General features: G+C 57.1%; 19 protein-coding genes, 1 tRNA gene and 1 other RNA gene. 3 read left to right on the top strand and 18 right to left on the bottom strand.

Annotated features, from left to right (window positions below; all coding sequences use genetic code 11):
- Positions 1-35 precede the first annotated feature (35 nt).
- From JO226_RS20415 to bcsR, 8 genes are all read right to left on the bottom strand, one after another.
- Positions 36-1322 carry a dicarboxylate/amino acid:cation symporter gene (locus JO226_RS20415; RefSeq protein ID WP_296406821.1) on the bottom strand — a complete coding sequence of 429 codons (1287 nt, stop codon included), beginning with the start codon at positions 1320-1322 and terminating at the stop codon, positions 36-38.
- Between the two features lie 142 nt (positions 1323-1464).
- Positions 1465-3471, bottom strand: a complete 2007-nt coding sequence (gene hmsP, locus JO226_RS20410; protein WP_296406818.1) for a biofilm formation regulator HmsP — start codon at positions 3469-3471, stop codon at positions 1465-1467.
- A 169-nt stretch (positions 3472-3640) separates the two neighbouring features.
- Positions 3641-7135, bottom strand: a complete 3495-nt coding sequence (gene bcsC, locus JO226_RS20405) for a cellulose synthase complex outer membrane protein BcsC (protein WP_296406816.1) — start codon at positions 7133-7135, stop codon at positions 3641-3643.
- Positions 7117-8226, bottom strand: a complete 1110-nt coding sequence (bcsZ, locus tag JO226_RS20400) for a cellulose synthase complex periplasmic endoglucanase BcsZ (protein ID WP_296406814.1) — start codon at positions 8224-8226, stop codon at positions 7117-7119. The genes bcsC and bcsZ overlap by 19 nt, the downstream gene beginning before the upstream one ends.
- A 3-nt stretch (positions 8227-8229) precedes the next feature.
- Entirely contained in the window at positions 8230-10536 is a 2307-nt protein-coding gene (bcsB, locus tag JO226_RS20395) for a cellulose biosynthesis cyclic di-GMP-binding regulatory protein BcsB (RefSeq protein ID WP_296406812.1), read from the bottom strand.
- A 10-nt stretch (positions 10537-10546) separates the two neighbouring features.
- Positions 10547-13165 carry a UDP-forming cellulose synthase catalytic subunit gene (gene bcsA / locus JO226_RS20390; protein ID WP_296406809.1) on the bottom strand — a complete coding sequence of 873 codons (2619 nt, stop codon included), beginning with the start codon at positions 13163-13165 and terminating at the stop codon, positions 10547-10549.
- On the bottom strand, positions 13162-13920 hold the full coding sequence (bcsQ, locus tag JO226_RS20385) for a cellulose biosynthesis protein BcsQ (protein ID WP_296406807.1): 759 nt from the start codon (positions 13918-13920) through the stop codon (positions 13162-13164). The genes bcsA and bcsQ overlap by 4 nt, the downstream gene beginning before the upstream one ends.
- On the bottom strand, positions 13921-14118 hold the full coding sequence (gene bcsR / locus JO226_RS20380; protein WP_296406805.1) for a cellulose biosynthesis protein BcsR: 198 nt from the start codon (positions 14116-14118) through the stop codon (positions 13921-13923).
- A gap of 215 nt (positions 14119-14333) precedes the next feature.
- On the opposite strand from bcsR, the gene bcsE reads away from it, so the two are divergent.
- The 3 genes from bcsE to bcsG are packed head-to-tail and all read left to right on the top strand — an operon-like array spanning position 14334 to position 17741.
- Entirely contained in the window at positions 14334-15893 is a 1560-nt protein-coding gene (gene bcsE, locus JO226_RS20375) for a cellulose biosynthesis c-di-GMP-binding protein BcsE (RefSeq protein WP_296406804.1), read from the top strand.
- Positions 15890-16087 (top strand): cellulose biosynthesis protein BcsF, encoded by a 198-nt coding sequence (gene bcsF, locus JO226_RS20370; protein WP_296406802.1) that lies wholly within the window; start codon positions 15890-15892, stop codon positions 16085-16087. The genes bcsE and bcsF overlap by 4 nt, the downstream gene beginning before the upstream one ends.
- Positions 16080-17741, top strand: coding sequence for a cellulose biosynthesis protein BcsG (gene bcsG / locus JO226_RS20365; RefSeq protein WP_296406800.1), 1662 nt, complete (start codon positions 16080-16082; stop codon positions 17739-17741). Before bcsF ends, bcsG begins: the two co-directional genes overlap by 8 nt.
- Positions 17742-17783: 42 nt before the next feature.
- Here bcsG and JO226_RS20360 read toward each other — a convergent pair whose 3' ends face one another.
- The 10 genes from JO226_RS20360 to JO226_RS20315 form a co-directional block, all read right to left on the bottom strand.
- Positions 17784-18179: a type II TA system antitoxin MqsA family protein gene (locus tag JO226_RS20360; protein ID WP_296406798.1), complete on the bottom strand. Its 396-nt coding sequence runs from the start codon at positions 18177-18179 to the stop codon at positions 17784-17786.
- A 2-nt stretch (positions 18180-18181) separates the two neighbouring features.
- Positions 18182-18478, bottom strand: coding sequence for a type II toxin-antitoxin system MqsR family toxin (locus JO226_RS20355; protein ID WP_296406795.1), 297 nt, complete (start codon positions 18476-18478; stop codon positions 18182-18184).
- A 192-nt stretch (positions 18479-18670) separates the two neighbouring features.
- The gene (gene dppF, locus JO226_RS20350; RefSeq protein WP_296406793.1) at positions 18671-19684 is read right to left on the bottom strand and encodes a dipeptide ABC transporter ATP-binding subunit DppF; all 1014 of its coding nucleotides are present in this window, start codon (positions 19682-19684) and stop codon (positions 18671-18673) included.
- Positions 19681-20664, bottom strand: coding sequence for a dipeptide ABC transporter ATP-binding protein (gene dppD / locus JO226_RS20345; RefSeq protein ID WP_296406791.1), 984 nt, complete (start codon positions 20662-20664; stop codon positions 19681-19683). Before dppD ends, dppF begins: the two co-directional genes overlap by 4 nt.
- A gap of 10 nt (positions 20665-20674) precedes the next feature.
- Positions 20675-21574 carry a dipeptide ABC transporter permease DppC gene (gene dppC, locus JO226_RS20340; RefSeq protein WP_296406789.1) on the bottom strand — a complete coding sequence of 300 codons (900 nt, stop codon included), beginning with the start codon at positions 21572-21574 and terminating at the stop codon, positions 20675-20677.
- Between the two features lie 9 nt (positions 21575-21583).
- Positions 21584-22603 (bottom strand): dipeptide ABC transporter permease DppB, encoded by a 1020-nt coding sequence (gene dppB / locus JO226_RS20335; protein ID WP_296406787.1) that lies wholly within the window; start codon positions 22601-22603, stop codon positions 21584-21586.
- Between the two features lie 188 nt (positions 22604-22791).
- Positions 22792-24399: a dipeptide ABC transporter periplasmic-binding protein DppA gene (dppA, locus tag JO226_RS20330; protein ID WP_296406785.1), complete on the bottom strand. Its 1608-nt coding sequence runs from the start codon at positions 24397-24399 to the stop codon at positions 22792-22794.
- A gap of 550 nt (positions 24400-24949) precedes the next feature.
- A non-coding RNA gene (locus tag JO226_RS20325) (RtT sRNA) lies at positions 24950-25083 on the bottom strand.
- A 34-nt stretch (positions 25084-25117) separates the two neighbouring features.
- Positions 25118-25194 (bottom strand) — tRNA-Pro (locus JO226_RS20320).
- 90 nt (positions 25195-25284) lie between these two features.
- Positions 25285-25750 (bottom strand): sulfatase-like hydrolase/transferase (locus JO226_RS20315; RefSeq protein ID WP_296406783.1); only part of this gene is annotated, 466 nt, incomplete at its 5' end.

Here is a 25750-nt window from a genome sequence, read left to right as displayed (position 1 = left end):
GGACTGCGGGCATATTACAGAGGTAACTAGCGGTATTAAGAGGATAATCCGTGCGGTTTTTCACTCGGTGTACGATTATTCAGCACATCGTCCAGCTTTTTGCTGTCCAGCTCTTTCACCCATTTTGCAACCACCACGGTCGCGACGCCGTTACCCACCAGGTTGGTCAGCGCGCGCGCTTCGGACATAAAGCGGTCGATACCGAGGATCAGCGCAAGGCCAGCCACTGGTAAATGCCCAACAGCGGAAATGGTGGCCGCCAGCACGATGAAGCCGCTACCGGTCACGCCCGCCGCCCCTTTCGAGGAGAGCAGCAGCACCACCAGCAGGGTTATCTGATGGAAAATATCCATATGGCTGTTGGTTGCCTGGGCGATAAACACCGCCGCCATGGTCAGGTATATCGACGTGCCGTCAAGGTTAAACGAGTAGCCGGTCGGAATAACCAGACCGACCACCGACTTACGGCAGCCCAGCTTTTCCATCTTATCGAGCATACGCGGCAGCGCAGACTCGGAAGAGGAAGTCCCCAGCACGATCAGCAGTTCTTCTCTGATGTAGCGGATAAACTTGAAAATGCTGAAACCAGTTACACGGGCGATAGAACCCAGCACCACCACCACAAACAGAATACAGGTGATGTAGAAGCAGATAATCAACTGCCCCAGTTGTACCAGCGTACCCACGCCGTATTTGCCGATGGTGAAGGCCATCGCGCCGAAGGCGCCGATCGGCGCCAGACGCATGATCATGTTGATGATGCCGAAAATCACCTGCGAGAAGCTTTCGATCACGTTGAAAATCAGCTGTCCTTTGTTGCCCAGACGGTGCAGAGCAAAACCGAACAACACAGCAAACATCAGCACCTGCAGAATGTTGCCGCTGGCAAACGCGCCGATCACGCTTGAAGGGATAATATCCAACATGAACGCCACCACGCCCTGGTCTTTCGCCTGCTCGGCATAGACCGCGACGGCATGGGCATCAAGGGTCGCCGGATCAACGTTCATCCCGGCGCCTGGTTGCACCAGGTTGACGATGATAAGACCGATAATCAGCGCCAGCGTACTGACCACTTCGAAATACAACAGCGCAACCGCTCCGGTACGCCCCACGGCCTTCATGCTTTCCATACCCGCGATGCCGGTGACGACGGTACAGAAAATGACCGGTGCAATAATCATTTTAATGAGCTTAACGAAAGCATCGCCAAGCGGTTTCATTTGCGCGCCCAGTTCCGGGTAGAAGTGGCCGAGCAGGATACCGACAGCGATAGCGGTTAAGACCTGGAAATAGAGGCTTTTAAACAGAGAGGTTTTCATAGGATGTCCTTAAGGTAAAACCACAGGCTTTATAGGGTTTATCCGCCTGCGGCTTTAAAATAACATCCGAGAAACACTACAGAAACATTTCTTGACAAAAATGTTAAGAAATTTGAGCTGACTCGCACAAGCGCGTAACGAATTACACGTTTTCATCCCCATCCGACAGGTTGAGGTACTTTTGCTCAAAGGTCTCCAGCGGCACCGCGCGGGTAAACAGGAACCCCTGAACGCAGTCGACGCCCGCCGTTTTCAGCCAGTCATATTGCGATTGCGTCTCCACACCTTCCGCGACGATATTGAGATTGAGGCTACGCGCCAGCTGGATTATCGCGGCCACCATGCTGGCGTCCTCCGGCAGGGATTCAACGAAGACCCGGTCAATCTTCAGGATATCCACCGGCAGCGATTTCATATGCTGCAACTGACGTAATCCTGCATACCCCATACCGAAGTCGTCCAGCGCAATCTGCACTCCGGCGTTACGCAGCGGACGCAAGATGGCAACCGCCGCTTTCGGGTCGTCGATACGGCGGCTCTCGGTCACCTCCAGCACCAGCGTTCCCCGGGCGATACGGTAGCGGTCCATCAGCTCCAGCATGTCCGACACCATATCCTGGTGCAGCAGTTGCAGAGCCGACAGATTAACCGACAGCGGCAGCATAATGCCGCGGCTCTGCCACGCCGCCAGTAAACGGCAGGCTTCTTCCAGCACCCAGTAGCCGACCGTGACCATCAGGCCGCAGCTTTCAATCCGGTCGATAAGGTCGCAGGGCAGCGCCCAGCTTCCGTCCGGCTGCCGCTGGCGCAACAGCACTTCGGCGCCGCACACCTCGCCAGTGGCGATACTGACCTGCGGCTGCAGCCACAGCGCGAACTGGTGGTTATCCAGCGCCAGCAGGATGTCATTCTCCTCCGTCAGTCGACGCTGCGCTTTTTCCATCTCTTCCGGGTCAAAAAACTCTATCTGATTCTTGCCTTTGCGCCGGGCGGTGAATGCCGCTGAAAAAGCCCGGCGATACAGCTGTTCGGCGCTGAGATCACCGTGGAACATGGCGATACCGACGCTGGCGCTGGGGCGAAGCTGAATGCCCTGGAGCGGCAGACGTTCATTAACGATAGTGAGCACTTGCTTACCTAACGTAATCGCCTGCCAGGATTCGCTGACGCCTTTGGCCAGAATCGCGAAATCGTAGCCGCTGACCTGTGCCAGCATCATGTGAGGAGAAATCACCCCGCGCAGCTTCTCCACCAGCGTCAGCAGCAGCATCTCCCGCTGCGTCTCTTTCAGCACGCCCGCCGTGTCCTGCAGCGTCTCGCAGGCGATAACCATCAGCGCCGTCGACTCCTGACGGGCGACAACCTGGTCCAGCATCGCCAGCAGGAAGGCCTTGTTCGGCAGTTCAGACACCGGATAACGGGCAGCATGGCTGCTGATGTCTTCGTGCTGGCGCAAAAGGAACTGCTGATTTCGGTTGTAGCTGCGCACCAGCATGCCAATCTCATCATCATGGTGCAGGCGCGGCAGCGCCAGCTGATGCCCGACGCGATCCAGCGGCGAGACGTCATTAATCTCGTGGGCAATGGTACGTAGCGGGCGCACCATCAGCCGGTTGATGCACCAGGTGAGCGCCACCGTGAGCATCAGCACCAAAAGTAAGTAAGCAGTTACTAACGTTGCGAGCGCGCTCATCACAAACTGATACATGCGATACGAGTCGGACTGCAACAGCAGGTAGGCGATGGGCTGCGGGTTGGCCGGACGCTCCAGCGAATAGATCGGCAGTGAAATCTGCACTGGCAGCTCAAAAATACGGGTCACCATCACCGGAACGGACCGCTCCGGAATGAAGCGAATACGCAGGGCCTGAAACTGGTTCGGCAGCACCACGTCGGCACGGCTCGCCACCCCGGCAGGCTGAATACGACCCAAAATCGCCTCAGCTTCCGGAATATCGCCTTTAAGGATCGCCGCAGACAGCGGCTCGCGCACCGAACGGGCGATGCTTTCCAGTTGCGTCGCCGTGGTAAAGCGGCTCTGCTGCACGAAGTGAAAGAGCAGAATGAAGCAAAAAATAAAGGCAAAGACCATGGTGACGCCTGCCACCATAGCCATCTGTTTAATTGTAAGTGAGCGGCTTACGCGCAATGTAACTCTCCCCAGAGTAAAACCTCGCCCTGTGGCACATCACTGAACGAGCCCAGGTCGCTTTACGCCGCAGTAGCATAGTCCACCACGGCGTAAAGTGATAAGCGACACATTATACGTCAAGAGTTCACATACGGAGACAGGAGATCGCGTATTTAGGGCTATTCTGTTACCAGTCTGCGTAAGGGATGAGCGGACGCGGCGGCATATCCAGATCGCCCTGCCAGCCCGCGGCGGAATAACGGACATAGAGCAGCGCATGGCTCGGGGTGTAATCCTTCGCCTGCTGAATGTCGATAGCCGTTCCGATAAACCAGTTGGAGGTCAGACGGCGCTCTATCACCGCCCGGGCGGTATAGCCAAACCCGCTGCTGCTGCTGGCATCCTCAAACGCGTTACTGGCCTCATCGCGATATTGCGGCGGTACGAGATTGAGCAGCGGATAGGTCGCCTGCTTGCTGGTATGCGACTGCGACCACGAGACCGAACCGCCAAGCTCCCACGACCAGTTTTCCGTACGCTGCCGCCAGTAAACCGGCACGGCGAACGACAGATACTGTTGCGGGCTGTAATAACCGCCCTGGCCAAGGGTGTAGCCGCTCAGGTCCTTATCGTAGTGCCAGATCATATTGTTAAGGCCGATGGTGACGCGGCGGTTATTTTCGTTGATGAGCTTGTAGTAATAACCGGCCATCCAGCGCACGCGCCAGTTGTCCTCAACATTTTGCCCGGTCAGCGAGTCCCCGCTCAGAGACGCCCAGACGCCGTTGGCATACCCTTTGTCATAGCTCAGGCTGATACCGCCGCCGTCGGCCCGCACACCGCCCCAGGTGGTGCCGGAGTGGCCGTTGTTGTCGTTATCCGTCTGCCCGCCAAACGCCAGCAGCGAACTGGAGATGGGCCGACGATGCCCTTCGACGGTGTAACCTAACGAGCCGAGGCTGTCGCTGTAGCTCAGGCCCCCCACCACATCCACCACGTTAAAGCCGATCGGCGTGGTGCCGATATCCATATTCCAGTTATTGTTATACCAACCCACCGCCACGCTCGCGCCGTTATCGCTCTGGTTTTTACTACCGCCAAAGCAGGTCGCCAGATCGCAGGTGCCCCATTTCGGCGAATAGCCGCCATTGCTTTTGGTGGAGAAGCTGCCCGCGTTCATGTTCACGTAGTCGGTACGGAAGAACATCCGCCCGTCCGAGAGCGGTGCGTCCACCTGCAACATGGTGGTACGCGCTTTCAGGTCAGAGTAACCGCCCGTGCCGCTGGAACCCCAATAGTCATGTTCGAGGGTGACGTTGACGTCCTGCTGGCGATACAGGTCAGCAGCATCGCTGCGTACGCCGCGCTTGAGCCAGTCGTCGTTTTCGTCGTTGCGGGTAAGGCGCGTAAAGGTGTCATTATCCTGTGGCCGCGTCGGGGTTATTCCGGTCGCCACCATCGTGTCTTTATAGCTGTCCAGCGCCTGCTGCGGGTTGCCGTTTTTCGCCTGCAGACGGGCATTGTCACGCAGCACCAGCGCACTTTCCATTGATGGCGGCTGCGCTTTGGCCTGCGGCACAATAGCGTTGAAAATCTGCTGCGCCTGCGCGGTATCGCCAAGCGCCGCATACACCAGCGCGATACGCCGCTGCATGTTGATAGAACGCGGCTGGTCAGCCGTCGGCGCTTTCAGCTTCGCCAACTGTTCCCGTGCGGCGGTCTGATTGCCGTCTTCGCTGTAAATCTCCGCAAGCCCAAGATGGGCATCGTCGTTACCCGCGTCTTTCGCCAGCACCGCGTTGTATTCGCTGATGGCGGTTTGCGTATCGCCGCGCTGCTGCGCCCAGTCGGCGAGCGTCAGATCGTAGCGCGTGGACGGCGGCTGCTGTTTGAGCAGCGCGATAGCCTGCGCCTCGTGCCCGCTGTCGTGCAGCAGGTTCGCCTGCTGCATCACCTGGCCTGCCTGCAGACGATCGGCCAGCTCCTGGATATTGCTGTTCCACTGGCTACGCGGCAGCGTGTTGAGGTGCGACAGCGCCGCCAGATCCTGATTATTGCCCGACAGGTAAAGCCCGTACGCGTAGACCTGATCCGGATCGCCGGATTTTTTGCGCGCCAGATTCATCATCAGGTTATCCGCTTGCGTCCGCTGACCCGCGCCCACCAGGTCTTTCGCCAGCCGGTAGGTGACCCACACGCTGTCCGGATCAAGCGCCAGACGACGGCGCTGAACTTCCGCCGCCTGCGCCCAGCGCCCCTGTTCCTCCAGCGCTTGCGCCTGCTGGGACAGGCGTTCGTTGGTCAGACTGCGCTCGATATCATCAATACTGCGCCGCTGACTGGCCGACAGACTGTTGATAAACGCCGTGGCTTTCTCCGGCGACTGCGCCCGGTAGACATTCGCCAGCCCGCGTACCGCGTTGTTGTTGCCGCGATCCATGCGCAGCGCCTGGCTGTAGTAGCGTTCGGCGGCAGCGTAATCTTTGCGCGCGGCGGCCACGTCGCCAAACCCCAGTACGGCATAACTGTCGGTATTGTCCACCCGCTGCGCCTGGCTGTAGTAACGCAGCGCCTGCTCTGGGTTGTTGGCCTTCAGGGCATTGTCGCCCTGCTTGATCAACAGCCAGTAGCGGTTGGTTTTCAGCAGGCTATCCCATTTACTGCGATTGGGGCTTTGGGGGTCCATGGCGATGGCTTTTTCAAACTGCGCGACAGCGCTGGCGCGGTCGCCGCGTTGTGAGTAAGCCTGCCCCAGCGCGCCAACGGCCTCGCTGTCGTTATGGTTGCTGTTGACCGCCTGCTGGAGTTCCGAAACGGCTTTTCCGCCCTGCCCGGCGTTAACGGCGGCCAACCCCTCCGCCTTCGCCCGAAAGGCCGGGTCCGCCAGCTGTTTTTGCTGGCTTGCCAACAGGGTACGGGCATCATTGACCTTCTCACCCTCGGTGAAAACCGTCAAAAAGCGCTGTAACGCTTGCACGCTGTCACGGCTTACCGGCTGGTTTTTTATTTGATCGTACCAGATGTCCGCCGCCGTATTGTGTCCGCTGCTGGAGCGCGACATCTGCTCAAGTAGCGCGAACCCTTCGTCACGTCGGTTATCGGCAAACAACATTCTTGCTAGCGTCGCCTGCAACTGAGTGTTGCCCGGCGTCCGCACGTTAATTTTCATCAGTTGGCTGATAGCCTCATTGCGGCGTGCGGGCAGGCGGGCGACCGCCCTCCAGTACTCGACCGCGAGATCGCCGTCCGGCGGCTGACCGGCAAAAATCTTGTCATACAGCGCAACCCCTTCCGGCACATGCCCCGACGCCACCTGCAAGCGCGCCTGCTGTAACGCCTGACGACCGCTTTCCGTCGTCAGCTGCATTTCGCTTTGCGAGACGCGATAAGCATCGGAATCCGGCGCTATCTGTTTTAAGCGATCCAGTTGCTTTTGCGCCCCGGCGTTGTCGCCCTGGCGCAGCAAATAGCGCAGACGCGCGGCCATCACCTGCGGATCGTTCGGCGCAATAAGCTCCAGACGATACAGCGACTGGCGCACCAGATCGTCGCGCTTGCTGGCTTCGCCGAGCCGAACCTGGTCCAGCAACTGCTGTTGTGCGGAAGGCGTCTCGGCCCAGGCGACTGGCAACATCGCCAGACCGAGCGAGAGGCTGAGTAGACTTACTGTGAACTTGCGCATTCCTGGCCCCAGTCAGGTAGTAATTCACCGTGAACGGTGAAACGAAAACGGTGCTGATCCCATCCTTGCCCGAAAAGGGTCAGAACATAGGTGTAATAGGCGTCCGCGCCGGGGAAGTTATCCACAACCCGCTGTCGCTGAGCAGCCTGTGCATCGCGATCCTGCAAAAAAGGCAGCAGCGAGGCGGAAAATCCCACAGGCCCATCGCCGGTCACTTTTCCGGTCGCGATATCCACTTTTTCCGGCGGCAGCCCCGCGCGTGCCGTCTGCGTGGCCATCGCGTTGAATTTTGCCAGCAGACGGGCCTTTTGCGGGTCGTCGTTATGCAGCATGCCAACCCACAGGTAGACGCGGATAGCGTCGTAGCTGCCCACCAGCCCTTTATCCTGCTTCAGTTGCCAGCCGCCCTTTTTGTCATAGCGAACCCAGTTCGGTGAGAACCCTTTTGGCGCGGTGTCCAGCAACAGGCGTAAATTGGTTTTCTGTATCGCCTGCCACGGCGCGCCGGTACGGGCGAAGTAGCGGGCGAGCTGCGGCGGTAAATAGCTGGGGTTCAAACGCCAGCCTTCATCATCGGCAAAGCCCACTTTTCCCGGCAGCAACATCGCGCCAAGCCCGGGGATCGTGGCAACCTCTTCTTCAGCGATGCGCGCCAGCAGCGCTTTACCCGTATCGCTGTACTGCGGCATCTTCCAGAGCCGTCCGGCCTCCATCAGCGACCAGGCAATCCACAAATCCGCATCGGACGCGGAGTTGCTGTCGATAACCATCCAGCGGTCGGCCTCTTTTTTCCCCCATAGCCATGCGGGGATATGCGCGCGCAAATCGCCTTCGGCGAGGTTATTTTGCGTCCAGTCAAACAGGGTGGCGAACGCGGCGCGGTCATTCGCCACCAGGGCGAAGAACAGCGCATAGCTCTGCCCTTCGGAGGTGGTGATTTTCCGGGCGTCGCTCGGGTCGATAACCCGGCCGCCGTCGCTGATGTAGGTGGTTTTAAACCGTTCCCATGCGGGCCAGTCGCAGGCGGCATTTACCTGCAACGTGACCAGCATCAGTAGCGCCAGACCAGCATGGCGTACAACGTTCATCATGGTTTACTCGTCATCAGGATCCAGACGACGGCGGCTGATGATGCGCAGCAGACGCCACAGAACCCACGCCAGCAGGACCACGCTGATTGCCGCCAGAACCGCAAGCAGGATCGGGTGATTGGAAAGCGTAAACCAGACGCGTTCGAACCAGGGCAAATGGCCCACGTAATACACATCGCCGACACGCAGGCTGTTTACGCCAGACTCACGAATAACCGATACGGAACCGAACATTGCCGCGCGCTTGCCGCTGTCGTTGAGCGCATCATTCAGCAGCTCAGAGCCCCGCTGGCTGTCAGCCATCAGCGCAATAACGCTGCGCTGATCGTTATACGGCGACTGAAAGCCAATCACCGCCGCCATTGGACCGGACGACGAAACGCTGGCTTTGGTGGCGGGCTCACGATCGTTCTCATCGACGTTCACCGTCGGCAGATCGTTGTGGCGCGCCGGGGTTTTCACCCAGCTTTTCGCAGCATCGACCAGCATATCTATCTTTTTGTCGTCCTTCAGCGCAGGCGGGATGGTGCCGATCATCATGATATCGACATCCTTATTCGCCACCTGACCGATGTCGTTAACCAGAGTCATATTCACCGCCGGGAAGCCGGTCTGGCCGCTGATGGTGCCAACCGTCTCCAGCAGCGTTCCCATCTGGTCTTTGGTCGGGGCGTCCGGCATCACGATGGCGGAGTCCGAGAGATCGGCCATCCGGCTGAACGGGAAGCCCGCGTTGGCAAATGCGCGCAGATCCGGCATCGCCAGGAAGTGGTAATAGTTAGAGAAGTCGATCGTCGAATCGTCGCCAATCACCACGTGGTTCTGTATCGGCTGGAAGGTGATACAGTTTTCGATGGTGCCGCCCGGCATTGGGTTCGTGTATAGGAAGTCAAAGCGCAGCTGGTTTGCCGCCCCCAGACGCAGCGCCGGAATCGTAACATCGGTTTTCCCGTCCAGCAGCCCCTGAACCACCGGCAGACGCAGCAGCAGGCTGCTGATCTCCTGGGTGCTGCTGAGGTTGTACGACTGCAGGAACTGGTTGTTGAGGTTGATATCCATGCGCGAGCTGTCCTTCACCGACGGCATGGTGTAACGGTACTTCAGATTCATATCAATGCCGTTGCTGCGCAACAAATACAGATCCGGCGGCAGGTTGATAGTCAAGTTAATCGGGTACGGCTCAAGACCGCTGGACTGCAGTTGCTGCTCATAGGTTTTCAGTTCGCCGAAGGTCACCGGCCTGTCGGTACTCACCCAGTTCGGCGCATCGTAAGGTTTACGCGCCAGCAGAGGTTTAACCTCATCGACGGTCACGCTGCTGCCGCGGAACAGGATGCTACCCTGAGCGATACCCTTCGCCGCCTGCTGCAAATCGTCGTCATTACGACCCAGGACCACCAGCAACTTCACATACGGCTTATCCGGATGATTCATCATGGTGATGGTCGGCGCGTTCACCTGCGGGTAATCACGCAGGAAGTCCGGGCGCTTATCGTTGGTCGCGAAGACGACAGCATTGCGGTCCGGCAGCCCGTTATACAGTACCGGGAAAGACTGGCCGCGCCAGCCCGCGCGGGAGCCGAACCAGGAGGCCACAATCGCCGCCGCCTTCTGCTGTTCAAGATCCGGTGTCCCGGCAAACACCATCGGCAGCGTCAGCGGACGGTTGTCGCGGGAATCAAAAAACGGCACCGGAAAGTAAGACAGATCGTTTTGTACGTCGAGCGTCTGCAATGTCATCGAGAGTGAACTGTCGCGCCCGACGTCCATCCACAGGGTATTACTGGCCGGGTTTTCGCACACATCGCGATAGTGACCGACAAACTCCAGCCGCACGTTGTTCAGATCGCTGATGTACAGCGGGTCAATCGGCATCTGCGCCGCGACCTTTTTCCCCAGTTGCTCTTTGGTGACCGGCAGCACGCCCATCAGTTCATCGTTGAGATAAACCTTCAGCTGCGACTGAACCGGGATAAGCGATGGTGATGGGGTGTACACCAGGTTCAGCACCGCTTTCGACGCCACTTCATCGCTGCGCATGCCGAACTGCGCCACGCCCGTCGGGCTCACCCCACGCAGCGCCATACTGCCCGGCGCTGGCGCAATCTGGGCGAAGCTCAGTTTTACGTCACGCGACGGGGTATTTTCCACGACGGCAGGCATCTTTGTTGCCGTATCGCCGCTTGCCGTATCGGCAACGACGGGCATCGCTGGCGCCGAATCAGACGTGGGTTCGGCATAGGTGCCCAGTGGGAGTAAACATCCCATTCCTACTGCCGCTGCGCAAATCCAGGAAAGTTTTCTTTTCATCGTGTAATCATCATTGTTGAGCGATAGCCGGTTCCGAAAGCATCTCTTTCACCGTCCGTTCCGGGCGGCGGGGAATAAACGACACCACCCAGCTAATCAGCGCGATAAGCGACCGGAAAATGTATTTCACTGAAGGAGGAGCAAACTCGGCAAGGTGACGATATCCCCGGAACCCCAGTTTCAGAATGTCCAGCAAGCTTTCCAGCGGTTTGTCTTCCGGGAAGCTGTCCTGCCACAGCGCCCAGGTATCGGCGCGGGCGAACGTACACTGTACAAAATCGATATGCTGGCGGGGGGAGAGCGGCAGCAGTTGCAGACCTATCTCACTGCCAGACACCCGCACGACCTGCGTCGGGAACGCATACTCCTGCTGCCCGCGTTTGAGCAACAGCTGTACTTTTTGCCCCTCAAGCACCTGCGCCTGACCGTTAATTTTGACGCCCACGCCGCCATCGGAGAAGTCATGCAGCGTACAGGAGAACAGATGGCCGTCCTCACGCGCGATCGCCGCTGGCATCGATATTTCAACACGGTGGGAGCGGCGCACCTGCTTGCTCTCTACCGACACCGCCACGGCCCCGCCGAGAATAATCAGGTTATAGAAGACCCACAGCAGGCTGACCCACACCGTAAGAACCTCATTCTCCGGGCCGTAGAAGTGACGCCAGATACCAACCGCCACTCCCAGCAGATTCAGCAGCACCAGGTAGAGATAGGGCTTAGAGATAACCCAATCCACATACTCTTCTTTGACCAACCCGCCCTTCGCCGTAACGTTAAACTTGCCGATTTTTGGGTTGATCAGCGCCACCATGGTCGGCGGCGCGATATACCAGGCCAGCACGGTTTCGTAGATTTCACTCCAGAAGGAGTGACGGTATTTCCCCTGAATCCTCGAGTTGGTGAGGCTTGCGTGGATCATGTGCGGCAGTACGAACAACGCAATCATCAGCGCCGGCGCGTAGATGATGTACGCGTGCAGCAGCAGGAACGCCAGCGGCGCGGTCAGGAAGATCAGTCGCGGAATCCCGGATAAGAAATGCAGCATGGCATTCGCGTAGCAGAGCCGTTGCGGGAATTTTAACCCTTTACCAAACAGTGGGTTATCGGTACGAAAAATTTGCACCATCCCGCGCGCCCAGCGGATGCGCTGCCCGATGTGCGCCGACAGGCTTTCTGTCGCCAGCCCTGCCGCCTGCGGGATGCGCATATAGGCTGAGGTGTAGCCCAGACGATGCAGGCGTAATGACGTATGGGCGTCTTCAGTGACCGTCTCCACGGCGATCCCGCCAATCTGGTCCAACGGCGCGCGGCGGATAACCGCGCAGGAACCGCAGAAGAAGGTCGCATCCCACATGTCGTTCCCGTCCTGGACCAGACCGTAGAACAGCGTGCCTTCGTTCGGCGTTTTACGAAAACGCCCCAGGTTGCGCTCAAACGGGTCCGGCGAGAAGAAGTGGTGCGGCGTCTGCATCACCGCCAGCTTCTCGTCCTTAAGGAACCAGCCCATGGTCATTTGCAGGAAAGAGCGCGTCGGCACGTGGTCGCAGTCAAAGATGGCGACAAACTCGCCCTTCGCCATCTTCAGCGCGTTGTTGATGTTGCCCGCCTTCGCATGCTCGTGAGAGGTGCGGGCGATATATTCCACCCCGACGTCTTTAGCAAACTGCCGGAACTCTTCACGGCCGCCGTCATCGAGGATCCAGATGGTGAGTTTGTCCTTCGGCCAGTCGATGCCCAGCGAGGCGTAAATGGTGTTTTTCACCACGCTCAAATCTTCGTTATAGGTTGGGACGAAGATATCGACGGTCGGCCAGTCGGACATTTTCTCCGGCAGCGGCACCGGCTGACGGTTCAGCGGCCAGATAATCTGGAAATAACCGAGCACCAGCACAATCCAGGCGTAGGTTTCGGCAAACAGCAGAATCAGGCCAAAAGTAAGGCTCAGCGGATCGTTCCAGTCAAGGGTTGAGGTATAACGCCACCAGATATATCGGCACGAGACCGTCAGCGAGAGCACGATAAGCATCAACGACGGGAAACGTCCCGGGATACGGCGCACCATCAGCGCAACCCCCCAGAGCAGCAGCAGGAAAACGAACTGCGACAGCGGGTTAAACGGTTGAGTAATGCAGACCAGCGCCAGAATCAGCGAAAAGAACACCACGACGCCGAGAACAAGTTTGCGCAGCTTCGGGCTCAGATGCGCCAGCTCTTTTTTGTGGTCGAGATGGCCGGTTTTATGCGTGAACCTGTCCGGCAGCGTTTCCATCCACTGATGGTACCGGCCACGCAGGCCGTCCAACGCCACCAGGGCGCGCCAGTTTGTTTTTTGCTTCTCCACCGGCGGACGGGTCGCCACCAGCCACACACTCTGCAGCAGATAGCGAATCGGGTCGAAGGGACGCGGACGGTGGGGATTGATATGCGGATAATACGTCGCATGGTGGTCGCGAATACGCTGCCAGCGCGGGTTCTCAAGAGGAAGGAAGATCCACGCCAGCGCCGCCCACAGGCAGCCCAGCGCCGCACCGAGACGGGTCGCGCGGTGACGGCGATAATCCTGATAGCGCCAACGCAGGCTGGCTCCGGCCTCCGGGGCCAGCAGCAGGGCGCTAAGGCGAATCATGATGCCATCCCTTCGGACGAACGCGCCTGCGCGTAATTCAGCAGGCACCAGTTCGCCAGAGTGACCATTTCCTCTGCGGACAACGCATCACTGCGGTACTCGCCGACCGGCTGCTTCGCCGCCAGGCACTCCGCCATCGCCTCATCCCGATGAATCACCACCGGCAGAATCTGCGGCTGGCTTTCCAGCCAGACGCGACACAGGTCGTCCTGCACCTGGCTGCCGATGCGCAGGTCGTTTATCAGCACGTGTCCGTTCGCAGGCATCACCTGCTGATGCAGGCGGATATGGCAGTTCGCGTCAGGCTTGACCACCGTCAGCACGTGATGGCAGGCCTCAATCAGCGATTGCGTCCACGGCGAAAACCCGTGCGGAATATCGAGCAGGATCCATTGATAGTGGTTCAGATGCTGCAGGGTCGTCACTATCCCGGTGAGTTTATGCAGTACTGGCGCCATCGCATCAGAATGTAAATGCAAACGCTCGGCGGGCGTCAGTTGACCAAAGGGCAAAAAATCAATCTGTGAGGTATAGCGCATCCCGGCGCTGCGCCAGTCGCCGCCATCGATAAGCGCGCGCGCCCAGCCGCCGCGATGGCGTAAGGCATTATTAAAATAGAGACGCAGCAAATTATCCGGGCACGCGTCAACGATGATGACCGACTCGCCGAGCGTTTGTAACGCCCAGCCGAGCGCTGCGGCTACCGATGTCGCACCCACTCCCCCACGCAGTCCCTGTAGTCCAAGAATGGTCATTCAAGCTCCCTGCTGTTGTTCTGCGAATTCAGCCAGTAAGGGCCAGCGTTTTAACGCTGCGGCCAACTGCTCACGTTGGGAAATATCGGTGTAATCTATTTCAGGCAACGAAAATGCCCGGCTTAACGCCAAAAAATCATTCTGGAAGGTATAGCCCAGCGCGGAATCTGACGATGTCCGGGGTTCATTCTCAGACATTTTAATTACCCTTCATCGGATATATTTAGAAAACGCATCATGGAGACGTGTTTCGCGGACAAAAAAAGTATAACCCTGCTTTTCCGCTACACTGTCTTCAACACATAGATTAGTTTACATGCTAAATCTGTTAATCTTTAATTTCAATGTTAGGTTTAATTTGACACTTTTGCTAGTAAACTGACCGATAGTCAAATTAGCGCACGAGGGACACAGTGAACCCTGTATTCTCAATTGGAATCCAGTCCTTATGGGACGAGGTGAGCCATATGCCCACGGGCGGCGTATGGTGGATGAACGTTGAACGGCGGGAAGATGCGGAGAGTCTATTAAACCAGACGATCGCCGCACAGCCCGCCGATGCTAAAGTCGCGGCGATCGTCATGGGAGAAAAACCAAACAAAATCATAAAACTACACGAATCCCGCGGCCCTGAAAAAATACGCCTCTTCAGCATGCCAAAAAGCGAAGATGGTCTATACTCGCTGTATCGCGATTTGCTCTGTTCTATTGATCCGAGTAATTATTTATTTATCCTGATGTGTGCCGACAACGCCTGGAAAAATATTCCAGGGGATCGTTTGCGCAGATGGCTGAATAACGCCAGCCACTGGACAAATTACTATCACTGTTCGCTTCTTATCCTCACCCCGGGAAACAATACAGATGCCCAACTGTCGCTGTTACTCGGCGAACACCGCTCGCTCTCAGGTTTAGCGAGTTTGCGCTACCTGGGTGATAATCATCTTTTTGATATCGCCTTCTGGGGCAATGAAAAAGGCCTTAGCGCCCGTCAACAGCTGCAGGTTAACTATACCGACGGCGTCTGGCAGTTGGCTGAAAAAGAAGAAACCGATATTCAGCCGCGCAGCGATGAAAAAGTCGTGCTGAGCAATAAAAACGTGCTGGAGGGCGCGCCTGCGCTCTCTGAATATTGGTCGTTGTACGACAGCAACGACGCGGTCTTTAAGGCTTCGCGCACCGCACAAGCCGCGACGGTGATTTTCGCCGTGGAGCAAACCAGCCAGATTGAACAGTTGGCTCGCTATATTCACACCCTGCGCCGTCAGCGTGGTACTGCGCTGAAGATTGTGGTACGCGAAATGGCGGCCAGCCTGCGCGCGACTGACGAGCGCCTGCTGCTCGGCTGCGGCGCAAACCTGGTGGTGCCCTGGAACGCCCCGCTCTCCCGCTGCCTGACGCTGGTGGAAAGCGTGCAAAAGCAGCAGTTCCACCGCCACGTACCCGATGAGGTCAACACCCTTCTGGCGCTGACCCAGCCGCTCAAGCTTCGCGGCTACCAGAAATGGGATGTGTTCTGCGCCGCCGTGCACGATATTATGAGCAATCCTCTGTTGCCCGCTGACAACAAAGGGGTGATGGTCGCGCTGCGTCCGGTACCCGGGCTGCGGGTTGAGCAGGCGCTGACGCTGTGTCGCCCCAATCGCTCCGGCGATATTATGACGATCGGCAACAACCGGCTGGTGCTGTTTTTGACCTTCTGTCGCGTCAATGACCTTGATACCGCGCTCAACCATATTTTCCCGTTGCCGACCGGCGATATATTCTCCAATCGAATGGTTTGGTTCGAAGATAAACAGATTACGGCGGAAATCGTCGAAATGCAGGCCGTCACGCCTGACCGTTGGACCGCGCCGCTGCCGTTCACCCTCGGCAGAAGCGAGGTCATGAACGCGACCCATGACGGTCGAAGCTGGCGCCGGGTCCCCGAGCCGCATCGTCTTGTTGATACGAAAGGAGGGGCGAAAGCATGATGTCGATAAGCGATATTATTCAGTTGGTTGTGCTGTGCGCCCTGATCTTTTTTCCATTGGGCTTTATGGCGCGCCACTACAGGCGCCGTATTAAGACCACGATCAGACTGATGTTTTTCAAGCCCCGTTATACCAGGCCGGTGGGTACCCTGCGTCGGCCAGCTATCGTCAAGGCAAAGCAAAAAGATGACTAACCCTTCTAAAACCACTGCCCTGCCGCTGTCGGGCTGGCAATACTGGCGCGGCCTTTCCGGATGGAACTTCTACTTTCTGGTGAAGTTCGGCCTGCTGTGGGCGGGATACCTGAATTTCCACGCCATGCTGAACCTGGTCTTTATGGCGTTCCTGCTGCTGCCGTTGCCGAACCGCAAAATCCATCTGTGGCGTCACTGGATTGCCATTCCCATTGGTTTTGCGCTGTTCTGGCACGATACCTGGCTACCTGGCCCGGACAGCATTATGAGCCAGGGTTCGCAGCTGGCGGGCTTCAGTTTTGATTACGTGATGGACCTTGTCACCCGTTTCATCAACTGGCAGATGCTCGGCGCTTTCTTTGTGCTGCTGGTCGCGTGGCTGTTCCTGTCGCAGTGGATTCGGGTGACGGTATTCGTGGTCGGCGTGATGGTCTGGTTGAACGCCATCATGCTGGTCGGCCCCGACTTCTCTCTCATTCCCGGCGGGCAGGCCACTGACACCGTGACCACCAGTGACGCTGCGAGCGCGGATGCAAAATCGGTGGCTGGCGATATGACGGCGCAGACCGCGCCTCCGACCTCGGCCAACCTTAGCGCCTGGCTTTCCAGTTTCTATGCCGCCGAAGACCAACGAAAGACCACCTTCCCGAGCGCGTTGCCTGAAGATGCCCAGCCGTTCGAGCTGCTGGTGATCAACATCTGTTCGCTGTCATGGGACGACCTTGAAACGTCAGATTTGATGCAACATCCGCTGTTCCAACACTTTGATATCGTCTTTAAAAATTTCAACTCGGCAACCTCGTACAGCGGCCCGGCAGCCATCCGTCTGCTGCGCGCGAGCTGCGGCCAGACGTCGCACACCAACCTCTACTCGCCAGCCGGAAAAGATTGTTACCTGTTCGACAATTTAGCGAACCTGGGCTTTAAGTCCCAACTGATGCTCGGCCACAACGGGCAGTTCGGCGATTTTCTCAAAGAGCTGCGCAACTACGGCGATATGCAAAGCCCGCTGATGGAACAGAAGGGTATTCCGGTCACTCTGCTCGGCTTCGACGGGTCGCCGGTGTATGACGATCTGGCGATGCTGAACCGCTGGCTGGGCAACGAGAATAAAGAACAGGGCGCCCGTACCGCCACGTTCTACAATACGTTGCCGCTGCATGACGGCAACCATTTTCCGGGGCAGAGCAAGACTGCAGATTATAAAGCGCGGGCGCAAAAGCTGTTCGACGAACTGGATCAGTTCTTCACCGGACTGGAAAAATCGGGACGCAAGGTGATGGTCGTTATCGTACCGGAACACGGCGGCGCGATTCACGGCGATAAGATGCAGGTGTCTGGCCTGCGCGATATCCCGAGCCCGTCGATTACCCACGTACCTGCTGCGATTAAGTTCTTCGGTATGAAGACGCCGCATCAGGGCGCGGCTATCGAAATCACTCAACCGAGCAGCTATCTCGCCATTTCTGAACTGGTCGCCCGCGCGGTCGACGGCAAGATGTTTACCGAAGACAGCGTCAACTGGCAGCAGTACACCAGCGACCTGCCGAAAACGGTTGCAGTATCAGAGAACTCCAATGCGATAGTCATTCAGTACCAGGGTAAACCGTATGTCCGGCTGAACGGCGGCGAATGGGTGCCCTATCCGCAGTAATACTGCCACCACAGACCCGCTCCGGCGGGTCTGTTCTTTCCGCTAGCAGATCTCCTGTAAAAGCTCCGGATGTTTGTCTAAAACACGCAACAGCTTAACCGTAGAAAGGTGGGGTTGCGCTTTCCCGGTTTCATAGCGTGAGAAGGCATTGACGCCGCCGCCAAAAATGACGCTCGCTTCTTTCTGGGTCAGCGATAACTTCTTCCTGACTTTTTCAATAAATTCGGGTGCTACAGTTTGTGCAATAACCGTGGAGCGGAACGCGTTTACTTGCGCCATAAACGCCTCTGACGCCGCCTTATCAAGAACAGATTCACCGCACCTTGGGCAGTGAAGACCATCCACATTCCTGATAAGCGTCCGCTGTCCCTTATAGCTATAAGCAACATCCCGTACTTCAGAAAGCAGTTCAGCCTGACCGCAGGTGGGGCATTTCATCACTATTTCTCCTTAAACGAGACGATAAGAGCATCTTCTTCCACAGTGACCTTAAGGTAGATCTGTCCGCAGTGAAGGTAGGGTCGGTATACGTCCTGCCACAGACTATGGTCAGCGTACGTCGTCATACTTTTGTAGAAGTCTTTCTCACTGAGCGCTAAAACCACCTCGCACATCCCGGTGAAGTCGAAACCAAGCGCATCCGCGGCCAAAATGGCGCTATGTGTTGCTCTGATCTTGCCGCTATTCACCAGCGATTTGATTGCCCTTAGCCGGACATGAGGCGTTCGCTTTTCCATAAGCCCTCTCCAATTCTAACCTAAAAGGTTAATTGTGCAATCCAGTATCATCCTGAGGAGTCATACTGCATGGCAGAAGGCGAGGGAATATCAGCGCAACATTTCCGGATAACGCCTCGCAAAAAAGGGCGCTATGGATACGGGCAGGAGTAAAAAAACCGGAGCTGCATGAACTGAGCTCCGGTTTTGCTATCAGGAGAGCGGTTTCTCGCCGTTCTCATCCTGGTCTACGGCGAAACACGCCACCAGCTGGCCGCGGTAGTCTTTTAGCTGCGGCTGTAGCTGCGTGCAGGGACCGAAACGGCGGCGGCAGCGGGCGTTGAAGGCGCAGCCCGGCGGCGGGTTGAGCGGGCTTGGCAGCTCGCCGGTCAGCTTGATGCGCTCGCGGCGGTCGTCCGGGTGCAGACGCGGCGTTGCCGACAGCAGCGCCTGGGTGTAAGGATGACGCGGGTTATTGAAGATCTGATCCTTCGTCCCCTTCTCTACGCAGCGTCCCAGATACATCACCATCACCTCATCAGCAATGTGCTCTACCACCGACAGGTCGTGGGAGATGAAGACATACGACAGGCCCATGTCCTGCTGTAAATCCATCATCAGGTTCAGCACCTGCGCGCGTACGGAAACATCCAGCGCGGAAACAGGTTCATCGGCGATGACCACGTCCGGATCAAGCATCAGGCCGCGGGCAATCGCGATACGTTGGCGCTGGCCGCCGGAGAACATATGCGGATAGCGATCGTAATGCTCAGGTTTAAGACCGACTTTCGCCATCATTTCCAGCACTTTTTCCCGACGCTCGGCTTTGCTCAACGTGGTGTTGATTTGCAGCGGCTCTTCAAGGATCTGGCTCACTTTTTTGCGCGGGTTCAACGAACCGTAGGGGTTCTGGAACACAATCTGGATTTTCTGGCGCCGCAATTTCTGCGAGAGCGGATCATGCTTAAGCAGATCCTGCCCGTGATAATAAAGCTCGCCCCCGGTCGGGGTTTCAATCATCGTCAGCAGGCGTCCCAGCGTGGATTTCCCACAGCCGGACTCGCCCACCACCGCCAGCGTTTTACCCCGCTCGAGCGTAAAGGAAACGCCATCCAGCGCTTTCACCAGGCGCTCCGGGGAGAAAATCCCCTTTTTCACCGGGTAGTGTTTTTTCAGGTCGATAGCCTGCAGCAGCGGCTGCGACGAGGTGGCCTCGTGCGTACTCATAGGGTCGGCCTCCCGGCATCATCAAGGGGGTAATGGCATTTGGACTGACGGCCGCCATCGACGGCGTTCAGGCCCGGTTCTTCACTGCGGCATTTGTCCGTCGCATACGGACAGCGCGGGTTCAGCAGACAGCCGTTCGGGCGGTCATATTTACCCGGCACCACGCCCGGCAGCGAGGCCAGACGCGCTTTAGCCTTCGCAAACTCCGGCAGCGCGCGCAGCAGCGCCTGGGTGTAGGGGTGGCGCGGCGCGCGGAAGATATCCTTCGCATCGCCGGTCTCCACCACCTGACCTGCATACATCACGATGATTTTGTGCGCCGCTTCCGCCACCAGCGCCAGATCGTGGGTAATCAGCACCAGCGCCATATTTTCTTTCTGCTGAAGCTCCAGCAGCAGCTCAATGATCTGCGCCTGAATGGTCACGTCCAGCGCCGTCGTCGGTTCGTCCGCAATCAGCAGTTTCGGACGGCAGGCGATCGCCATGGCGATCATCACGCGCTGGCTCATCCCGCCGGAGAGCTGGTGCGGATACACGTCCAGACGCGACGCCGGGTCGGGAATACCCACCTGATTGAGCAGGTCAATCGCGCGCTGACGACGGGTTTTCCTGTTGCCGCCCTGATGTACCTTGATCGCTTCCATAATCTGGAAACCGACGGTATAGCAGGGGTTCAGGCTGGTCATCGGGTCCTGGAAAATCATCGCCACTTCCGCACCCACCAGTTGGCGACGCTCTTTTTCGGAGATGCGCTTCAGATCCCGGCCGTTGAATTCCAGTTTTTCCGCCATCACGCGGCCCGGATAGTCAATCAGCCCCATGATCGCCAGTGAGCTGACGGATTTACCGGAACCGGACTCACCGACAATACCCACGACTTCGCCCTGCTTTACGCTGTAGCTGATGCGGTCCACGGCGCGAAACGGCGTGCCTTCGTCGCCGAAGTGCACCGATAATTTATCTACATTTAATAACGCCATCTCGTGCCTCTTACTGCTTCAGTTTGGGATCCAGCGCGTCACGCAGACCGTCGCCCATCAGGTTAAATGCCAGCACCGTCAGCAGGATCGCCAGACCCGGGAAGGTCACGACCCACCAGGCGCTCTGCGCGAACTGCAACACGTCGGAGAGCATGGTGCCCCACTCCGGTGTCGGCGGCTGCGCACCCATGCCAAGGAAGCCAAGAGCGGCCATATCGAGAATGGCGTTAGAGAAACCCAGCGACGCCTGAACAATCAGCGGCGCCAGGCAGTTCGGGAAAATATTGACGAACATCTGGCGCATCGCGCCCGCACCCGCCACGCGAGACGCGGTGACGTAATCGCGGTTGACCTCCACCAGCACCGCCGCGCGCGTCAGACGCACATAGTGAGGGAGCGCCACGAAGGTCAGCGCAAGGGCGGCGTTACCGATCGACGGGCCGAAAATCGCCACCAGCACCAGCGCCAGCAGCAGGCTCGGCAGGGCCAGCATAATGTCGACGATACGCATGATGATGTTGTCAACCATGCCGCCGAAGTAGCCCGCCACCAGACCGAGGACAACCCCCAGCACCAGCGACAGCACCACCACCAGGCAGCCGACCAGCAGCGACAGGCGCGCGCCGTACATCAGGCGCGACAGGACATCGCGGCCCACATCGTCGGTTCCCAGCAGATGCGCCAGACTACCGCCCTGTTGCCAGAATGGCGGAACCAACAGGGAATCGCGGAACTGATCCGCTGGGTTATACGGCGCCAGCCAGTTAGCGAAGATGGCGATAAACATCACCACCACCACATACACCAGGCCGATAACCGCCCCTTTGTTACGTTTAAAGTAGTGCCAGAACTCCTGCAACGGGGTCATTGGCACCGGTGCAGCAACTTTAGTTTCAGTGACTTGTGACATGATGGCCCCTTACTTCTTATGACGAATACGCGGGTTCACCACGCCGTACAGCAGGTCGACCAGCAGGTTAACGAGAATAATCATCGTCGCGACCAGCAGCACCCCGCCCTGCACCACCGGATAATCGCGGCGTTGCAGCGCATCAATCAGCCAGCGCCCAAGACCCGGCCAGGAGAAGATGGTTTCGGTCAGAATCGCGCCTGCCAGCAGCGTGCCCACCTGCAAACCGATGACGGTCACGACAGGCAGCATCGCATTACGCAGCGCGTGGATGATGATGACGCGCATACGGGTCAGGCCTTTCGCGCGGGCAGTACGAATGTAATCTTCACCCAGCACTTCCAGCATCGCCGAACGGGTCATACGCACGATCACCGCCAGCGGAATCGTACCCAGCACCACGGCGGGCAGCACCATGTGCGCAACCGCATCGATAAAATCACCCGGCTGACCCCAAATGGCGGTATCAATCAGCATAAAACCGGTTAACGGCAGGGTATCGTCGAGGAACACCGAGTCGCTAATACGTCCGGACACCGGCGCAAGGTTGAGCTGCACTGACACCAGCATGATGAGCATCATGCCCCACCAGAAGATAGGCATGGAGTACCCCGTCAGGGCCAGACCTACCGCGGTATGATCAAAGACAGAGCCGCGTTTTACCGCGGCCAGCACGCCGACGGGAATACCCACCGCCACGGCGAACATCATGGCGCAGACGCCGAGCTCCAGCGTGGCTTTAAAACGCGGGACGAACTCTTCCCACACCGGCAGGCGGCTTTTAAGCGAAATCCCTAAGTCGCCATGAAGCACACCCCAGATATAGTGAAGGTACTGCTGCCACAGCGGCTTATCCAGACCTAAGGCGGCCAGGAGCTGCGCGTGGCGCTCAGGGGAAATACCACGCTCACCCGCCATGATCATCACCGGATCGCCGGGGATCATATGAACAAAGGCAAAGGTGAGTAGGGTGATACCGATAAAGGTCGGGATAACTAACCCCAAACGTCGGAGGATGAACTGCAACATAACACGTACTCTCTCTCATGACGCGCAGCCTGGATCAGCGCATCTGTATTGCTCACAATCTCATTCCTGTACCAGGAATAAAGAACTGCTGCCGGGTGGCGCTACGCTTACCCGGCCTACGATAAAGTAGGTCCGTGCAAGCAAAGCGCCGCCGGGCATGGGGCGCATAGCGCCCCTTACGTTTTTAATTATTCGACAGAGACGTTTTCGAAGTGGTGCTTGCCTAACGGGTCAACCACATAGCCTTTGACCTCTTTACGCACCGGCTCGTAGACGGTGGAGTGAGCGATGATCAGCGCCGGAGCCTGGTCATGCATCACCACCTGAGCCTGTTTGTACAGTTCAATACGCTTGTTGTGATCGTCAGTCGCACGCGCCGGCTGAATCTGATCTTCAAACGGCTTGTAGCACCAGCGAGAGTAGTTAGAACCGTCTTTCGCCGCAGCGCAGCTGAACAGGGTCGCGAAGAAGTTATCCGGATCCCCGTTATCGCCGGTCCAGCCCATCATCACACTCTGGTGCTCGCCCGCTTTCGCACGCTTGAGGTACTCGCCCCACTCGTAAGTCACGATATTGGCTTTCACACCCACTTTCGCCCAGTCGGCCTGAATCATCTCAGCCATACGGCGAGCGTTCGGGTTGTAAGGACGCTGTACCGGCATCGCCCACAGGTCGATGGTAAAGCCATCGGCATGGCCCGCTTCTTTCAGCAGCGCTTTGGCTTTTTCCGGATCGTAGGTGTAGTCCTTAACATCGTCGTTATAACCCCACATGGTTGGCGGGATCAGGTTTTTCGCGGCCACGCCAGCGCCCTGATAAACGGCTTTGATAATCGCTTCTTTGTTCACCGCGTAAGTCAGCGCCTGGCGAACTTTGACGTCATCCAGCGGCTTTTTCTCGGTGTTGAAAGAGAGATAACCGACGTTCAGACCTGCCTGAGACATCAGGTTGATGTTTTTATCTTCCTTCATACGCGCAATGTCAGCCGGGTTCGGGTACGGCATGACCTGGCATTCGTTTTTCTGCAGCTTGGCATAGCGTACAGACGCATCCGGCGTAATAGAGAACACCAGACGGTCGATCTGCGGCTTGGTGCCCCAGTAGCCCGGGAACGCTTTGTACAGAATGCGGGAATCTTTCTGGTACTGCATCAGCTGGAACGGACCGGTACCGATTGGGTTCAGGTCAACTTTCTCCGGCGTACCGGCTTTCAGCATGTTGTCAGCATATTCTTTGGACAGAATGGACGCGAAGTCCATCGCCAGATCCGCGAGGAACGGAGACTCCGGACGCGTCAGCACGAACTGAACGGTGTTGTCGTCTACTTTTTTCACTTCGCTGATCAGATCCGGCAGGCCCATGCCCTCAAAGTATTCATAGCTGCCGCCAGACACTTTGTGGTACGGGTTTTTGTCGTTTTTCTGACGATCGAAGGAGAACACGATGTCGTCCGCGTTCATGTCGCGAGTCGGTTTGAAATCTTTATTGTCCTGCCACTTCACGCCCTTGCGCAGGTGGAAGGTATAGGTTTTACCGTCCGGGCTAACGTCCCACTTCTCAGCCAGGCCAGGGACGATTTCAGTGGTGCCGGTTTTAAATTCAACCAGACGGTTGTAGATTGGCACCGAGCTGGCGTCGTAGGTAGTACCAGAGGTAAAGAGCTGTGGGTTAAAGCCTTCCGGCGAGCCTTCAGAACAGTAAACCAGGGTTTTTGCCTGTACGCTTGCAGCGACAGTCATAGCCACCAGGCTAAGACCAAGCTTCAGCATCCCTGACTTTTTCAAGGAAATACTCATTATTCTGCTCCAAATGTGATGTTTGTATGTTGTGTTTTGCCGCCAGCCTTTATTTATTTTTTACCCGGTCTGGTCGGTAGCGCCCGAAGGCAATGTGGGGGCAGGATATTCCTTTCACTGAAGTGACTGAGTTGCAGTGCGGATTCATCCTGAATTGCCCCTCACGCACTACAATCTGTCAACAGAATGTGCAAACGTCAATACAGGTAACCGTGATTTCCATCAACGGTGAGAATTGGTAAACAAAGATTAAAAAAACTTCAGGCCGCTATTTTCAGCAGGGAAAATTGTGCTACGCACTTAACAGCAGCACAATCATCTCAATACCTTGGCTCAACCAGTGATTAACAATTGTGCTAAATGACAAAAATTTCTTACGAAATGGTGAGAATCTGAGCGGTTAATAGCGTGAACGTTAAAACGCTCAGGGGAAAATGCTGAGCTTATCTGTAAGCAACGCAAAAAAAGGGCTAACCAAATATAAAAAAATACAATGGAATATGTCACAAAACGGTTAACTGATGGTGGGAAGTCGGGCGACGAGGGATTTTTGTCAGTGATAGAGGATTACTCGCCACTGCGTGGCTCGCCCTACGGGCCGTTGCTGACGCAACGTTCTCTCGCGATGCTCGAGTCGAACCTCTTACCCCCGGAGGTTCTCATCCTCGTCAGGCCCTGAATGCAAAAAACCCGCTCAGTTGAGCGGGTTTTTCTAATTTGGTCGGTGATAGAGGATTCGAACCTCCGACCCCTTCGTCCCGAACGAAGTGCGCTACCAGGCTGCGCCAATCACCGAATGCGGGGCGCATCTTACTGCTGAGACACTGCCCCGTCAATCCCTTTTCTCAAAAAGGGATTTGAATGGCGAGAAACTCGCCGTTCGCCCTACTTTTTCTGCTCCGGCACATGGCACCAGTTGTTGTTCTCGTTGATACCGCCGTCAGGAGAGGTGTACCCCAGGCAGCCCATAATCGTATCGTAGAGTTCAACGTGGCGTTTCGGCTGCTTCATCGCCGCCTGCTGCTTAAGCCAGGCAAAAGACTGCGCGTGCGCCGGGTCCTGCAGATATTTATCCGACATCCATACCAGCATCGGCACGCGGAACTGTTCCGGCGGCGCCATGTTGCGCGGCGTACCGTGCAGGTGCTGACGTTCGTTGATAGACTCGCCGTGATCGGACGCGTAGAAGACGATAGCTTTCTTGTCCCGCACCAGATCCAGCACATTAGAGATAAAGTCATCGATATAGGTGATGGAGTTATCAAAGGAGTTGATCATCTCCGCCTTTGTGCATTTATCATCCACCCCGGTACACTCCGGCTTCCACTGAGCAAAGCGGCGCGGATAGCGC

It is taken from the genome of Pluralibacter sp. (assembly GCF_019237635.1).
GTDB lineage: Bacteria > Pseudomonadota > Gammaproteobacteria > Enterobacterales > Enterobacteriaceae > Enterobacter_B.
The sequence above is the reverse complement of the archived record's forward strand: the minus strand, read 5'-3'. Positions and strand labels throughout refer to the sequence as shown.

Coding starts and splice junctions, on each gene's coding strand:
- JO226_RS20415 (WP_296406821.1), bottom strand. CDS start 1,322: ATGAAAACCTCTCTGTTTAAAAGCCTCTATTTCCAGGTCTTAACCGCT.
- bcsC (WP_296406816.1), bottom strand. CDS start 7,135: ATGCGCAAGTTCACAGTAAGTCTACTCAGCCTCTCGCTCGGTCTGGCG.
- bcsZ (WP_296406814.1), bottom strand. CDS start 8,226: ATGATGAACGTTGTACGCCATGCTGGTCTGGCGCTACTGATGCTGGTC.
- bcsB (WP_296406812.1), bottom strand. CDS start 10,536: ATGAAAAGAAAACTTTCCTGGATTTGCGCAGCGGCAGTAGGAATGGGA.
- bcsA (WP_296406809.1), bottom strand. CDS start 13,165: ATGATTCGCCTTAGCGCCCTGCTGCTGGCCCCGGAGGCCGGAGCCAGC.
- bcsQ (WP_296406807.1), bottom strand. CDS start 13,920: ATGACCATTCTTGGACTACAGGGACTGCGTGGGGGAGTGGGTGCGACA.
- bcsR (WP_296406805.1), bottom strand. CDS start 14,118: ATGTCTGAGAATGAACCCCGGACATCGTCAGATTCCGCGCTGGGCTAT.
- bcsF (WP_296406802.1), top strand. CDS start 15,890: ATGATGTCGATAAGCGATATTATTCAGTTGGTTGTGCTGTGCGCCCTG.
- bcsG (WP_296406800.1), top strand. CDS start 16,080: ATGACTAACCCTTCTAAAACCACTGCCCTGCCGCTGTCGGGCTGGCAA.
- JO226_RS20360 (WP_296406798.1), bottom strand. CDS start 18,179: ATGAAATGCCCCACCTGCGGTCAGGCTGAACTGCTTTCTGAAGTACGG.
- JO226_RS20355 (WP_296406795.1), bottom strand. CDS start 18,478: ATGGAAAAGCGAACGCCTCATGTCCGGCTAAGGGCAATCAAATCGCTG.
- dppF (WP_296406793.1), bottom strand. CDS start 19,684: ATGAGTACGCACGAGGCCACCTCGTCGCAGCCGCTGCTGCAGGCTATC.
- dppD (WP_296406791.1), bottom strand. CDS start 20,664: ATGGCGTTATTAAATGTAGATAAATTATCGGTGCACTTCGGCGACGAA.
- dppC (WP_296406789.1), bottom strand. CDS start 21,574: ATGTCACAAGTCACTGAAACTAAAGTTGCTGCACCGGTGCCAATGACC.
- dppB (WP_296406787.1), bottom strand. CDS start 22,603: ATGTTGCAGTTCATCCTCCGACGTTTGGGGTTAGTTATCCCGACCTTT.
- dppA (WP_296406785.1), bottom strand. CDS start 24,399: ATGAGTATTTCCTTGAAAAAGTCAGGGATGCTGAAGCTTGGTCTTAGC.